Source organism: Stenotrophomonas sp. 99219_Sma (assembly GCF_056480785.1).
Genome location: NZ_CM151117.1, coordinates 1,348,282 through 1,361,949, shown reverse-complemented (window position 1 = coordinate 1,361,949; position 13,668 = coordinate 1,348,282). Strand labels below are relative to the sequence as shown.

Annotated in this window: 11 protein-coding genes; 4 read left to right on the top strand and 7 right to left on the bottom strand. The window is 68.0% G+C overall.

All coding sequences use genetic code 11. The features are described 5' to 3' along the window. Nucleotides 1-5 precede the first annotated feature (5 nt). The 7 genes from ACZK13_RS06200 to creB all read right to left on the bottom strand — a co-directional run bounded on the left by ACZK13_RS06200 (nucleotide 6) and on the right by creB (nucleotide 7,820). Entirely contained in the window at nucleotides 6-497 is a 492-nt protein-coding gene (locus ACZK13_RS06200) for a Fur family transcriptional regulator (protein ID WP_004150412.1), read from the bottom strand. A gap of 34 nt (nucleotides 498-531) precedes the next feature. Further along, nucleotides 532-1,935 carry a glutamate--tRNA ligase gene (gene gltX, locus ACZK13_RS06195; protein WP_125895779.1) on the bottom strand — a complete coding sequence of 468 codons (1,404 nt, stop codon included), beginning with the start codon at nucleotides 1,933-1,935 and terminating at the stop codon, nucleotides 532-534. 153 nt (nucleotides 1,936-2,088) lie between these two features. After that, nucleotides 2,089-3,666, bottom strand: coding sequence for a M20/M25/M40 family metallo-hydrolase (locus ACZK13_RS06190; protein WP_121503870.1), 1,578 nt, complete (start codon nucleotides 3,664-3,666; stop codon nucleotides 2,089-2,091). Nucleotides 3,667-3,808: 142 nt separating this feature from the next. Further along, nucleotides 3,809-4,219, bottom strand: coding sequence for a hypothetical protein (locus tag ACZK13_RS06185; RefSeq protein ID WP_125895780.1), 411 nt, complete (start codon nucleotides 4,217-4,219; stop codon nucleotides 3,809-3,811). Between the two features lie 10 nt (nucleotides 4,220-4,229). Beyond that, nucleotides 4,230-5,549: a cell envelope integrity protein CreD gene (creD, locus tag ACZK13_RS06180; protein WP_110711667.1), complete on the bottom strand. Its 1,320-nt coding sequence runs from the start codon at nucleotides 5,547-5,549 to the stop codon at nucleotides 4,230-4,232. An 81-nt stretch (nucleotides 5,550-5,630) separates the two neighbouring features. Then, nucleotides 5,631-7,091: a two-component system sensor histidine kinase CreC gene (creC, locus tag ACZK13_RS06175; RefSeq protein WP_478482359.1), complete on the bottom strand. Its 1,461-nt coding sequence runs from the start codon at nucleotides 7,089-7,091 to the stop codon at nucleotides 5,631-5,633. Nucleotides 7,092-7,094: 3 nt separating this feature from the next. Then, a complete protein-coding gene (gene creB / locus ACZK13_RS06170) occupies nucleotides 7,095-7,820 on the bottom strand; it encodes a two-component system response regulator CreB (RefSeq protein WP_080355454.1) in 726 nt (241 codons plus the stop codon). A 35-nt stretch (nucleotides 7,821-7,855) separates the two neighbouring features. Between creB and ACZK13_RS06165 the strand changes: the two genes are divergently transcribed. From ACZK13_RS06165 to ACZK13_RS06150, 4 genes are all read left to right on the top strand, one after another. Beyond that, nucleotides 7,856-8,713 (top strand): 23S rRNA (adenine(2030)-N(6))-methyltransferase RlmJ, encoded by an 858-nt coding sequence (locus tag ACZK13_RS06165; RefSeq protein ID WP_253143350.1) that lies wholly within the window; start codon nucleotides 7,856-7,858, stop codon nucleotides 8,711-8,713. A gap of 95 nt (nucleotides 8,714-8,808) precedes the next feature. Next, nucleotides 8,809-9,354 (top strand): GNAT family N-acetyltransferase, encoded by a 546-nt coding sequence (locus ACZK13_RS06160; RefSeq protein ID WP_004150340.1) that lies wholly within the window; start codon nucleotides 8,809-8,811, stop codon nucleotides 9,352-9,354. A gap of 149 nt (nucleotides 9,355-9,503) precedes the next feature. Continuing rightward, nucleotides 9,504-12,968 carry a transcription-repair coupling factor gene (gene mfd / locus ACZK13_RS06155; RefSeq protein ID WP_110711665.1) on the top strand — a complete coding sequence of 1,155 codons (3,465 nt, stop codon included), beginning with the start codon at nucleotides 9,504-9,506 and terminating at the stop codon, nucleotides 12,966-12,968. A 44-nt stretch (nucleotides 12,969-13,012) separates the two neighbouring features. Beyond that, nucleotides 13,013-13,630 carry an HD-GYP domain-containing protein gene (locus ACZK13_RS06150; RefSeq protein WP_046983231.1) on the top strand — a complete coding sequence of 206 codons (618 nt, stop codon included), beginning with the start codon at nucleotides 13,013-13,015 and terminating at the stop codon, nucleotides 13,628-13,630. The last annotated feature ends 38 nt before the right edge of the window (nucleotides 13,631-13,668 follow it).

Genomic DNA, 13,668 nt, shown 5'->3' with positions numbered 1-13,668 from the left:
GCGACTCAGCCCGCGCAGCGCGCGCAGAGGCCGTGCACTTCCAGGGTCTGCGCCTGCGGCTGGAAGCCCAGCTCCTTGGCACGCTTCTCCAGCTGGGTGACGATCTCGCGGTCTTCCAGCTCCACCGCGCTGTGGCAGCTGTTGCAGATCAGGAACGGCACCGAGTGCGCGGCACTGCTGGGATGGTGGCAGGCCACGAAGGCATTGACCGATTCCAGCTTGTGCACGAAGCCATTGGCCATCAGGAAGTCCAGCGCACGGTACACGGTGGGCGGGGCATCAGCGCCCACGCCCTTGCCGTTGCGCACCCATTCCAGCAGCTCGTAGGCCTTGACCGGCTTGCCGGCCTCGGCGATCAGCTTCAGCACATTGGCGCGGATCGGGGTCAGGCGCAGCCCGCGTTCGCGCGAGACACGCTCGACCACCGCCACGAAATCCGATGCGTCGTGGACGTGGTGGTGCGGGGCGGTACAGGCAGTGGCGGTCTTGGCGGGCATGCGTGTTCTCCGGTTCGGGCCTGGCAAGGATGCCTCAGGCCGTTGCTACCTTGGTGATGGCCACATCAATGCGTTTCAAGGCCTGCTCGCGGCCGGCCAGGTAAACGGTATGGGAAATGTCAGGACTGACCTGGGTGCCGGTGATGGCCACGCGCAGCGGCTGGGCCACCTTGCCCATGCCGATTTCCAACGCTGCGGCCGCGTCGTGCAGGGCGACGCCCACCGACTCGGCGGTCCATTCCGGCAGGGCGGCCAGCAGCTCGCGGGCCTTGCCCAGCGCCACTTCGGCACCGGCCTTGAAGTGCTTGGCCACCGCCGCTTCGTCGTACTCGGTCAGCGGCTGGTACCAGACCACCGCCTTCTCGGCCATTTCCTTCAGGGTCTGCACGCGTTCACGCAGGGCGATCACCACGTCCTCCGGGGCGGGGCCGGCGGCCACGTCCAGGCCCAGCTTCTGCAGCTGGTAGACCAGGTGCGGCACGATCGCGGCCACGTCCTCGGTCTTCAGGAAGTGCTGGTTGACCCAGCCCAGCTTGGCCATGTCCAAGCGCGAGGCCTTGGAGTTGCAGTCCTTCACGTCGAACAGGTCGATCAGCTCCTGGCGGCTGAACAGCTCCTGGTCGCCGTGCGACCAGCCCAGGCGGGCCAGGTAGCTCAGCAGCGCGTCCGGCAGGTAGCCGGCGTCCTTGTACTGCATCACGTCGGCCGCGCCGGTGCGCTTGGACAGCTTGGCGCCCTGCTCGTCCAGGATCATCGGCATGTGGCCGAACTTCGGCACCGGCGCGCCGATGCCTTCGTACAGGTTGATCTGGCGCGGAGTGTTGTTGATGTGGTCATCGCCGCGGATGACCTCGGTGATGCCCATGTCCCAGTCGTCCACCACCACCGCGAAGTTGTAGGTGGGGTAGCCGTCCGGGCGGAAGATGACCATGTCATCCAGCTCGCTGTTGGCGATCTCGATGCGGCCCTTGATCAGGTCGTCGAACACCACCGTGCCTTGCAGCGGGTTCTTGAAGCGGATGACGCGGTTCGGGTCGTCCTTGCGCGGCAGGCCCAGTTCGCGTGCAGCGCCGTTGTAGCGCGGCTTCTCCTGCCTGGCCATGGCGGCCTCGCGCATCGCGTCCAGCTCTTCGCGGGTCTCATAGGCGTAGTACGCCTTGCCGTCCGCCACCAGCTGCTCGGCCACTTCCAGGTAACGGGCGACGCGGTCGGTCTGGTAGATCGGGCCTTCGTCATAGTCCAGGCCCAGCCACTCCATCGCCTCCAGGATCGCGTCGATCGCGCCCTGGGTGCTGCGTTCACGGTCGGTGTCCTCGATGCGCAGCACGAACTCGCCGCCACGGTGGCGGGCCTCCAGCCAGCAGTACAGCGCGGTGCGGGCACCGCCGATGTGCAGGTAACCGGTGGGGCTGGGGGCGAAGCGGGTGCGGCAGGTCATGGACGGCTCGAGGAACGGGAATCCCCCGATTTTACCAGCCCACCGCCCCCGACGGAAAAAGGGGACGGAGGGGATTAAGTCGCGATTGCCCAGCCGCTGGGCCTGCAACCGGGAAACGGAGGGGAGAAACGACTTAATCCCCTCCGTCCCCTTTTACGGTTCTACCTTGCGTGGGAAGGACTGCTCGCGCATTGCGGCGTTGTAGGCGAACGAGGCGACGATGGCTGCGGCCTGCTTCAGGTCTTCCGGTTCGGCGTGGTCCCAGGTGTCCAGGTGGCTGTGGTGGACGTTGGTGAAGTAGTCCAGCCGGTCCTGGATGAACTGGAAGCCCGGCAGGCCGATGCGGTCGAAGCTGATGTGGTCGGTGCTGCCGGTGTTGCGGGTGGCCACGGTGGTGGCGCCGACGTCATGGAACGGGGCCAGCCAGGCTTCGAAGATCGGCATCGCCGCCAGGTTTTCCTGTGCATAGATGCCACGGAAGCGGCCCGAGCCGTTGTCCATGTTGAAGTAGACCTGGAACTTGCCGTAGTCGCGGGTCTTCTGCAGCGCGCCGGTCGGCTCGCGCAGCGAGGCCGGCAGCGCCTTCTGCGCCGGGTCGGTGGGTTCCGGGAAACGGCCGAAGTGCTTGGCCACATAGGCCTGCGAGCCGATCAGGCCCTGCTCCTCGCCGCTCCACAGCGCCACCCGGATGGTGCGCTTGGGCTTGGCGCCGGTGGCCTTGAGGATGCGCATCGCTTCCATCATCACCGCCACGCCGGCCGCGTTGTCGGCCGCACCGGTACCACTGTGCCAGGAATCCAGGTGCGCGCCGATCATCACCACTTCATCGGGCCTGCTGCTGCCACGGATCTCGGCCAGCGTGTTGTAACCCGGCTGGTCGGCCTCGTCGGTGAAGCGCGCGGCCACATCCACGCGCAGGCGCACGGTCTGCTTGGCCTCCAGCGCGCGCACCAGCGGATTGAAGTGTTCGCTGATCATCGCCAGTTCGGGGATGCCCACCGATTCACCGGCCTTGCGCGAGCCGCCACCGGCAACGCGGATGATGCCGTTGTCCCAGCTGCTGATGCTGATCGAGGCCAGCGCGCCTTCTTCCACGAAGAACGCATTGACCTTGGTCGCCAGCTGCTGGCGTTCCTGGTATTCCTTGACCCGCTTCGCACGCTCGGCGGTGGCGTCCTTGTCCTTGGGCAGGGTGAACTCCTGCAGGCCCTCCAGCGAGGTGGCGTCGTGGCGGTGCGAATCCGCCTCGGTGCCGCGCTTGTACTCGCGCGCCTCGCCCAGCAGCAGGATCTTGCCGCGCAGCTTGCCGCGGTACTTCTCGATGTCCTCGGGCTTCTTGATCTCGACCTGCACCAGCTCGCCTTCAACCGGTCCCTTGGTACCAGGGGTCCAAGCCTTGGGCAGCGCATGCAGCGGCTGCACGCGGTCCCCCAGCATCTCCACGCTGGCCGAGGTGAACTCCCAGCCGCGCCCGAAGTCGTCGAAGGCTTCGTCGTGGACGTTGTCCAGCTTCCATTCGTTGAACTTGCCGCGGGTCCACGCATTGGCGCGGCCCATCGCCGGCGAGTTGGTCAGTCGCGGGCCGATGCGTTCGGTGAGGTAGCTGAAGGTGTCCATCACCTGCGAACGGTGGAAGGCCTCCTGGCGGATGCGGCTGACCATGTCCAGGTCCACCGGCTCGCGCTGCTGCGCGCCTGCATTGCCACCCATCGCCAGCGCTGCGGCCAGCATGCCCCACTTCAACACATCGCACCCCTGCCCTTCGGCTCGATCATAAACCCATCGAGTCTAGCCAGCAGGGGCGCGCCGATACCGTCCCATCGGTCATGGACAGCGACAGTAGATACAGGTCATGCGTGGATGAACAACCGAATCACCCACTCCATCCCAGCCACAACTGCGCCCGTTCCGGCAGCAGCAGCAACCAGTGCCGCCGGTCGATGCTGCTGCAGCCGTACACCGCCGCGTGTGCCGGCCAGCCATCCGGAAGGCCGCCGATACCTATCTCGGCCAGCGCCTCCGCCCCGGCCTTCCATGGCCGGTAGCGCGGCACCCTGCCGGCCAGCGCACCGCGTCCCTGCCGTGCGCCCTGCAGCCAGGCCAGTCCCTGGCCCTGCAGTCCCTCGCAGGTCGCCGCCGCCAGCTGGAAGCGGACCAGGCCGGGGGCGATCCGTGCCCCCGGCAGGGCCGCCAGCACGCCATGTGCCTGCAGCAGCGCATCCACTTCCAGCAGGGCCGGAATGCCCTGCCGTGCCCGTTGCCGCAATCCCTGGCGCCAGCTCATGGCGTGCTCCTTACTTCAGTTCCGCGCCAAGCGCGTACCAGTCCACCCGGCGGGTCACCCACATCGCCAGCGCCAGGATCACGAACAGCAGCAGTGAACCCATCAGCAGCGCGTTGTTCTCCGACACCAGCAGGCCATACAGCGCGCCATACAACACGGTCAGCAGCGCAGCGAAGCCGAGGCCGCGCTTCCAGTGGCCCAGCACGTTGGCCAGGTACACCGCCTGCAGGCCGATACAGGCCACCGCCGAGACCAGGTAGGCCTTCCAGAACGCGATGTGCTCGGACAGGCTGATCAGCAGCAGGAAGAAGATCGCCAGCGCCAGGCCCACCATGAGGTACTGCAGCGGGTGGATGCGCAGCGACCTGATCAGCTCGAACAGGATGAAGCCGACGAAGGTGAGCAGCACGAACAGCACGCCGTATTTCGAGGCACGGTCGGCCTGGGTGTAGGCATCGACCGGATCAACCAGTGACACCGTCACCGCCTGCGACTCGACCGCACCATCATTGCGCAGCTGTCGCTGTGCATCGGAGGCCAGCGAAGACACCGCCCAGCGCGCATCGAAGCCCTGTGCGTCGACGCGACGCTCGTTGGGCAGGAACGCACCGCTGAATGACGGATGCGGCCAGCTCGAACGCAGTGCGATCTTGGTGTCATCGCCCACCGGCACCACCGACAGCATGCGGCTGCCATCCAGGCGCAGCTCGAGTTCGACGGTGCTGGCAGCCAGCGTGCCGCCATGGTCTTCGGCGAATCCGGCCACCGGTGCGTGCAGGCCTCGCCCCACCTCGCTGGCCGCACCAACGCCAGGCAGCAGGCGCAGCTGCTTGCCATCCACGCGCAGGTTCGGCGTACCGACCAGGCCACGCACATCGGAAATGCCCACCGCCACATACGGCTGGCCATAGCTGCGGCCGGCCTTCACCGGATAGTCGTCTGCAGCGAACGTCGCCTTCATCTGGCCGTTCCAGCTGTACACCGGCACCTTGAACAGGCCGACCTCACGCTGGCTCGGCAGCATCTCGCCGCCCACCTCCAGCGACGCCGGCATCTGCAGCCAGTGCCCCTCGGTGACCTGCACCTCGGTCTTCTTGACGCCCAGCGGGTCGACCAGTTCAACCTGCTTGCGTTCCACCCACGGCACCACCCGCACCGGGCCCACCAGCTGCTGTGCACCGGCGCGGCTGTCGGCCACCCGTGAGAAGGCCTCGTCGCGGTACGCGCTACGTTCGTTGATGACCCCGCGGATCATCGTCAGCGGCACCAGCAGCAGCAGGATCAGCCCGCCGACAATGGCGAACCGCAGCAGCATCTTCAGGGATTTCATGGTCCATCCTCGTTGGAGAGGGCTGCAGGATGGACCGCCGCGGTGAGCAGGGTTTGTGGCGAATTTGAAGCGAGTGTGAAGTCAGCGGCGCGGGCGCTGGCCTGGCACACCCAAAGGCAGCCACAGGCTGGCCACGGTGCCGCCGCCCTCGCGGATATCCACGCTGGCACGCCCATCATGCAGGCGCGCGACCTCCTGCACGAACGGCAGGCCCAGGCCGGAGCTGCGCCGCCCGCTGCCGGGGCGGGCCAACGAATAGAAGCGCTCGAACACCCGCTCACGCGCGTAGTCGGGAATGCCGGCGCCACGGTCGGCCACCTGCAGGCGCACGCCCTGCCCGTCCACCTCGGCCTGCAGCGCGATCTCCGCGCCGGCCGGCGAGAAGGCAATCGCGTTGTCGATCAGGTTGTGCAGTGCCTGCCGCAGCAGGTAGGCGTCGCCCTGCACCCGCAGGTCGGGCACGCTGCCGATGCGGACCTGCACGCCGGCCGCCTGCGCGCGCACCTGCGCGGCCGCCGCCGCATCGGCCAGCAATGCCGGCAGCGCGATCGGGTCACGCGTCTGCAGCCAGCCGTGCTGTTCCACTTCGGCCAGCGCCAGCAGCTTGTCGATGGTCTCGGTCAGCCGCTCCTGCTGGTCGACGATGCTGCGGGCGAAATGCACGCGATCGGCCTCCGGCAATGGCTCCTGCAGCAGCTCGGCGGCACCGCGGATCGCCGCCAGCGGGCTCTTCATCTCGTGCGTCAGCGACTGCACGTACTGCTCGACGTAGGCCTTGCCTTCGAGCTTCTGGCGCATCGTTTCCAGCGCCTGGCCGAGATCGCCGATCTCGTCGCGGCGGCGCCGTGGTGGTGGCACCGGTTCGCCCGCGCTGACCGCGCGTGCATAGCGGCTGAGCTGGCCGAGGCCGGTGGTCAGCCACATCGTCACCAGCACGCCGACCAGCGCCGACAACCCGATCAGCCACGCACCGCGCTCGATGATGGCGCGCTGGCTGGCGGCGATGAACGGATCGATGCTGCGGTTCGGCTGGGCCAGGCTGAGCACGCCGATCAGCGTGCGGCCATCCACCGGGTCGTATACCGGTGCCGCCACGTGCATCACCGTATCGCCCTCTTCACCGGCAATCTCGGGGCTGGAACGTGCGCCGTACTCACCGCGCAGGGTGCGGTAGACATCATTCCAGCGCGAGTTGTCGCGGCCGAGATCACGGCCCAGCGAATCGTAGATGACGATGCCCTTGGCGTCGGTGATGGTCACCCGGTAATCCAGCGAGCGCTTGGGGAAACGCCAGACCATCGCCTTCAGGTCGCGCTGCCGCGCCTTGGCCAGGTTGCGGGTGAAGCTGCCGCTGCGGATGGTGCCGTCCTTGACGTCGGCGGCGGCCATCTCGGCCAGCACGTTGGCCGCATCGACCAGGGTCGATTCCATCGCCTGGCGCACACCGGGCTTCACCTCGTTGACGAACACGCGCATCACGAAGAACGCGGCGATGCCGCTGATCAGGAAGAAGCCGAGGAACAGCTTCAGTACCAGGCGCATCGGCTAGACCTCCAGCGCGTAGCCGAGGCCACGGTGGGTGCGGATCGGGTCGTCGCTGGCACCGGCCGCGCGCAGCTTGGCGCGCAGCGTCTTGACGTGGGTGTCGACGGTGCGGTCGGCACTGTCGGCACTGCTGTCCCAGCCCCGGTCCATCAGCTGCGCGCGGCTGAGGATGGCACCCGGGCGCTGCAGCAGCGCTTCCAGCAGTGCGTACTCATAGCGGGTCAGGTCCAGCGCATGGCCGCGGAAGCGGATGCGCCGGCCCTCGCGGTCAATGGCGAACGCGCCATGCTCCTGCCAGCCCGCATCGGCGCTGGGCGCTGCGACGACCGGCGCCGCACGGCGCAGGCGTGCACGCACCCGTGCGACCAGCTCGCGCGGCGAGAACGGCTTGGTCATGTAGTCGTCGGCGCCCAGCTCCAGGCCGAGCACGCGGTCCACTTCGTCGTTGCGCGCGGTCAGGAAGATCACCGGCAGCTGCGCCGCCGGCCCCGGCTGCGCACGCAGCCGCCGGCAGACCTCGAAGCCGCCAAGATCGGGCAGGCCCACGTCCAGCACCAGCACATCGATATCGCCGGCCTGCAGCCGCTGCAGGGCCTCACCGCCCAACAGGCAGTGACTGGCGGCATAGCCCTCGCTGCGCAGCGCATAGAGCACGGTTTCGGCGATGGCGGCTTCGTCCTCGACCACCAGGACATGGGCAACAGGAGCTGTCATGGCGCGCAGCATAGCCGCTGCGGCCGCCGCCCCGTACACTGCCGCCCATGAACTATCGCCACGCCTTCCATGCCGGCAACCACGCCGATGTGCTCAAGCACATCGTGCAGCTGGCCCTGATCGACAGCTTCAAGCGCAAGGACAGCCCGTTCTTTGTGCTCGACACCCACGGCGGCGCCGGCCGCTACCTGCTGGCCAGCGAAGAGAGCCGCAAGACCCTCGAGGCTGAATCCGGGATCATGCGGCTGATGGCCCAGCCCAAGCTGCCGGAGGTGGTCGAGCGCTATCTGAAGGCGGTGCAGGCCGATAATCCGGTGGGCGCCCTGACCAACTACCCGGGCTCGCCGCTGCTGAGCGCGCAGGCGATGCGCGCGCAGGACCGCATGGCGGTCTGTGAGCTGCAGGAAGCCGAAACGGCCACGCTGAAGGCCCTGTTCGCCCATGACAGCCGCGTCGACGTGCGGGCGGGCGATGGCTATGCGCTGCTGCGCTCGCTGCTGCCGCCGAAGTTCAACGGCAGCAAGATCGGCCGCGGCCTGGTGCTGATCGACCCGCCCTACGAGGCCCAGGACGTCGAATACCAGGCCGTCCTGGCCGCGCTGGCCGAGACCCTGGCGCGCTGGCCGCAGGCTACCTGCGCGGTGTGGTTCCCGATCAAGCAGCGCCGCACTATCCTGCACTTCCTGCGCAAGGCCACCGCCCTGCCGGTGAAATCGGCGATGACGATCGAGTTCCTGGTGCGGCCGGACGACTCGCCGCTGCGCCTCAACGGCAGCGGCATGCTGCTGCTCAACCCGCCCTGGCAGTTCGACCGGGTGGTCGGCCCGGCCCTGCCGGCGCTGCGCCAGCACCTGGGTGAACCCGGTGCCAGCACCCGCCTGGATTGGCTCAAAGCCCCCGAATAACGGCCTTCACGAGGCTGTACCGCTGTGAGCCTTTCGTTCACGGAATGCAGCCCCGGTGATGCCACAATCGATGGACCACCAAGGAATCACCCGGTATGGCCACTCGCAACCGCATGCCGCCCTGGCATGAGATCTTCAAGGCTCCCAGCGGCCACGAGCTGCTGATCCGCCCCATCCGCCCGGAAGATGGCGCGCCGCTGCAAGCGGCGTTCAGCCTGTTCGGGCCGGAAGAAATCCGTGATCGTTTCCTGCAGGCGGTGACCGAGCTGTCGCCGGAAACCACCCAGCGCCTGACCCACCCGAATCCCAAGACCGAGATCACCCTGGTCGCAGCCGAATCCCTGCCCGCTGGCGAAGCGGTGGTCGGCGCGGTCGCCCGGGCCTCGATCATCCCCGGTACCCGTGAAGCCGAGTACGCGATCCTGATCAGCCGCTTCCTCATTGGCCAGGGCCTCGGCCGGCAGCTGATGCGCAAGCTGGTGAAGTGGGGCCGCGGCAAGTACCTGGACCGTCTTTACGGCGACGTTGCCGCCGAGAACGAGCCGATGAAGCAGCTGGCCGCCTCGCTGGGCTTCAAGCCGGTCCCGCACCCGACCGGTGCCGAAGGCCTGGTGCGGATGGTGCTGGAGCTGGACAACTGATGGATGCGCCGGGCATCGCCCGGCGCGTCATTCCGGTAGTGCCGGCCGCTGGCCGGCATTGCGTTCCCCCAACCGCACATGAGGCGGCCGGCCAACGGCCGGCACGACTCGCCGGGCTTCGATCGGGCTTCTGCTAAAATCCGGGGTCCATGTCGCGTACCTCATACCCCGCCCCGCCGCTGCCGCGCGCCGGCCAGCTCCGCGCCTGGTGGCGCGCCCCCGCATCGCCGACCGCCCTGGCCTGGTATCTGGCCCAGGCCGCGCGTGCGCACGACGCCCCGCTGCTGGTGATCGCCCGTGACAACCACGGCGCCAACCAGCTTGAAGCCGACCTGCAGACCCTGCTCGGCGGCGATCCGGCCCTGCCGGTGGTGGCCTTCCCGGACTGGGAAACCCTGCCCTACGACCGCTTCAGCCCGCATCCGGACATCATTTCGCAGCGCCTGTCCGCCCTGCACCGCCTGCCCACGCTGAAGCGCGGCCTGGTGATCGTGCCGGTGCAGACCCTGCTGCAGCAGCTGGCCCCGCGCAGCTACGTGATCGGTGGCAGCTTCGACCTGAAGGTCGGCCAGCGCCTGGATCTGGAAGCCGAGAAGCGTCGCCTGGAAAGTGCTGGTTACCGCAACGTCCCGCAGGTGATGGACCCGGGTGACTTCGCCGTGCGCGGCGGCCTGCTCGATGTGTTCCCGATGGGCGCCGACGAGCCGCTGCGGGTGGAGCTGCTGGACGAGGACATCGACTCGATCCGTGCCTTCGACCCGGAAAGCCAGCGCTCGCTCGACAAGGTCGAGGCGGTGCACATGCTGCCGGGCCGCGAAGTACCGATGGACGAAGCCAGCATCGCCCGCGTGCTGGCCACGCTGCGCGAACGCTTCGATGTCGATACCCGGCGCAGCGCGCTGTACCAGGATCTGAAGTCCGGGCTGGCCCCGGCCGGCGTCGAGTACTACCTGCCGCTGTTCTTCGAACGCACCGCGACCCTGTTCGACTACCTGCCCGACGGCAGCCTGCCGGTGGTCTGCGCCGGTGCCGGCGAAGCCGCCGAGGCGTTCTGGGCGCAGACCGGCGAGCGTTACGAGCAGCGCCGCCACGATGTGGAACGGCCGCTGCTGCCGCCGTCGGCGCTGTATCTGTCGCCGGAACTACTGCGCGAGCGTCTGAACGATGCCCCGCGCATCGAAGTGTGGTCGGCTGACCACGCGCGCATCGCCGATGCCCATGCGTTGGGCGACCAGCCGCTGCCGCCGCTGCCGGTGGCCGCGCGCGAGGCCCCCGCTGGCGACGCGCTGAAATCCTTCCTCGGCCATTATCCGGGCCGGGTGCTGATCGCCGCCGATTCGCCCGGGCGTCGCGAGGCGCTGCTGGAAGTGCTGCAGGCCGCCGAGCTGAAGCCGCCGGTGGTGGCCGACCTGCCCAGCTTCCTCGCCGACGATGCGCGCTTCGCGATCGCGGTGGCGCCGCTGGAGGATGGCTTCGCACTGGACGATCCGCGCATCGCGGTGCTGACCGAGCGCCAGCTGTTCCCCGAGCGCGCCGGCAGCACCCGCCGCACGCGCCGTGCCGGCCGCGAGCCGGAAGCGATCATCCGCGACCTCGGTGAACTGACCGAGGGTGCGCCGATCGTGCACGAGGACCATGGCGTCGGCCGCTACCGCGGCCTGATTGCGATGGACGTCGGCGGCATGCCCGGCGAGTTCCTGGAAATCGAATACGCCAAGGGCGACCGCCTGTATGTGCCGGTCGCCCAGCTGCACCTGATCAGCCGCTACTCCGGCGCTTCAGCGGAAACCGCGCCGCTGCATTCGCTGGGCGGCGAGCAGTGGAGCAAGGCCAAGCGCAAGGCCGCCGAGAAGGTGCGCGACGTCGCCGCCGAGCTGCTGGAGATCCAGGCCCGCCGCCAGGCCCGTGCTGGTCTGGCGCTGCAGGTGGACCGCGCGATGTACGAGCCGTTCGCCGCCGGTTTCCCGTTCGAGGAAACCCCGGACCAGCTGGCCGCGATCGACGCCACCCTGCGCGACCTGGCCAGCAGCCAGCCGATGGACCGCGTGGTCTGCGGCGACGTCGGCTTCGGCAAGACCGAGGTGGCGGTGCGTGCGGCATTCGCCGCCGCCAGTGCCGGCAAGCAGGTGGCCGTGCTGGTGCCGACCACGCTGCTGGCCGAACAGCATTACCGCAACTTCCGCGACCGCTTCGCCGATTACCCGCTGAAGGTCGAGGTGCTGTCGCGCTTCAAGACCACCAAGGAAATCAAGGCCGAGCTGGAAAAGGTCGCCGCCGGCACCATCGACGTCATCGTCGGTACCCATCGCCTGCTGCAGCCGGACGTGAAGTTCAAGGACCTGGGCATGGTCATCGTCGACGAGGAGCAGCGTTTCGGCGTACGCCAGAAGGAAGCACTGAAGGCGCTGCGCGCCAACGTGCACCTGCTCACACTGACCGCCACGCCGATTCCGCGCACGCTGAACATGGCCATGGCCGGCCTGCGCGACCTGTCGATCATCGCCACGCCGCCGCCGAACCGGCTGGCGGTGCAGACCTTCATCACCCAGTGGGACAATGCGCTGCTGCGCGAAGCCTTCCAGCGCGAGCTGGCGCGTGGTGGCCAGCTGTACTTCCTGCACAACGACGTGGAAAGCATCGGCCGCATGCAGCGCGAGCTGTCCGAGCTGGTGCCGGAGGCGCGCATCGGCATCGCCCACGGGCAGATGCCCGAGCGCGAGCTGGAAAAGGTGATGCTTGATTTCCAGAAGCAGCGCTTCAACGTACTGCTGTCGACCACGATCATCGAATCGGGCATCGACATCCCCAACGCCAACACCATCATCATCAACCGCGCCGACCGCTTCGGCCTGGCCCAGCTGCACCAGCTGCGTGGCCGCGTCGGTCGTTCGCACCACCGCGCCTACGCCTACCTGGTGGCGCCCGACCGCCGCTCGATCACCCCGGATGCGGAAAAGCGCCTGGAAGCGATCGCGTCGATGGACGAGCTCGGTGCCGGCTTCACCCTGGCCACGCACGATCTGGAAATCCGCGGTGCCGGTGAACTGCTGGGCGAGGACCAGAGCGGGCAGATGGCCGAGGTCGGCTTCAGCCTCTACACCGAGCTGCTGGAGCGCGCGGTGCGCAGCATCAAGCAGGGCAAACTGCCCGACCTGGATGCCGGCGAGGAAGTGCGCGGTGCCGAGGTCGAGCTGCATGTGCCTGCGCTGATTCCGGAAGACTACCTGCCGGACGTGCACACCCGCCTGACCCTGTACAAGCGCATTTCCAGCGCGCGCGACAGTGATGCGCTGCGCGAACTGCAGGTGGAGATGATCGACCGCTTCGGCCTGCTGCCGGATGCGGCCAAGCACCTGTTCGCCATCGCCGAGCTGAAGCTGAAGGCCAATACGCTGGGCATCCGCAAGCTGGACCTGGGCGAGAACGGTGGCCGCATCGTGTTCGAGTCCAAGCCGAACATCGATCCGATGGCGGTGATCCAGCTGATCCAGAAACAACCCAATCTCTACGCCATGGAAGGGCCTGACAAGCTGCGCATCAAGCACCCGCTGCCGTTGCCGGAAGACCGCTTCAATGCGGCCCGCGCCCTTCTGACCACCCTCGCCCCGGGTTGATCGCCCCCGAATACCCCGCACCGGTCCCCACCCGGTGCGGGCGGATGACCATGTTTCCTGACGCCGTACCCGCCCCCGACCTGCTGCACGCGCAGGCCTGCCTGATCGATGCCCTCTCGATGTCGCTGCAGATGCGCGACGCCTACACCCGCCACCACTGCGATCGCGTCGGACTGCTCGCGCAGCGCCTGGCCGCACGCTGCGATCTCGACGATGAAGCCTGCGCGCAGATCGGCCTGGCCGCCCGTTTCCACGACATCGGCAAGATCGGCATTCCCGACGATGTGCTGCTGGCCCCGCGCCGGCATACCGACGAGGAGCGCGCGATCATGCGCGAGCATCCGGTGCGTGGCGAGCACATTTTCATGGCCACCGGCCGCAGCGATGCCGTACCGGTGGCACGGCTGATCCGCACCCATCACGAGGCCTTCGATGGCAGTGGCTATCCCGATGGCCTGCGCGGCGAAGACATTCCACTCGGTGCACGCATCGTCACCATCGCCGATGCCTACGACGCGATGACCAGCGTGCGTCCCTACCGCACCGCGATGGAGCACGAAAAGGTGCTGCGGATCATTGACGAGCAATCCGGCGGCCTGATCGATCCCTACGTGCTGCAGCGCTTCCATCGCATGCTGGCGCAGGAGCCGGCGCTGGCCTGAGATCCGCCGGGCATGGCCCGGCGCTACCGATCAGACAA

What these genes read in the sequence shown, in the direction of transcription:
- creD (WP_110711667.1), bottom strand. Translation starts at nt 5,549, where the DNA reads ATGAAATCCCTGAAGATGCTGCTGCGGTTCGCCATTGTCGGCGGGCTG.
- ACZK13_RS06190 (WP_121503870.1), bottom strand. Translation starts at nt 3,666, where the DNA reads ATGCTGGCCGCAGCGCTGGCGATGGGTGGCAATGCAGGCGCGCAGCAG.
- ACZK13_RS06160 (WP_004150340.1), top strand. Translation starts at nt 8,809, where the DNA reads ATGGCCACTCGCAACCGCATGCCGCCCTGGCATGAGATCTTCAAGGCT.
- ACZK13_RS06165 (WP_253143350.1), top strand. Translation starts at nt 7,856, where the DNA reads ATGAACTATCGCCACGCCTTCCATGCCGGCAACCACGCCGATGTGCTC.
- mfd (WP_110711665.1), top strand. Translation starts at nt 9,504, where the DNA reads ATGTCGCGTACCTCATACCCCGCCCCGCCGCTGCCGCGCGCCGGCCAG.
- ACZK13_RS06200 (WP_004150412.1), bottom strand. Translation starts at nt 497, where the DNA reads ATGCCCGCCAAGACCGCCACTGCCTGTACCGCCCCGCACCACCACGTC.
- creC (WP_478482359.1), bottom strand. Translation starts at nt 7,091, where the DNA reads ATGCGCCTGGTACTGAAGCTGTTCCTCGGCTTCTTCCTGATCAGCGGC.
- ACZK13_RS06150 (WP_046983231.1), top strand. Translation starts at nt 13,013, where the DNA reads ATGACCATGTTTCCTGACGCCGTACCCGCCCCCGACCTGCTGCACGCG.
- creB (WP_080355454.1), bottom strand. Translation starts at nt 7,820, where the DNA reads ATGCTGCGCGCCATGACAGCTCCTGTTGCCCATGTCCTGGTGGTCGAG.
- ACZK13_RS06185 (WP_125895780.1), bottom strand. Translation starts at nt 4,219, where the DNA reads ATGAGCTGGCGCCAGGGATTGCGGCAACGGGCACGGCAGGGCATTCCG.
- gltX (WP_125895779.1), bottom strand. Translation starts at nt 1,935, where the DNA reads ATGACCTGCCGCACCCGCTTCGCCCCCAGCCCCACCGGTTACCTGCAC.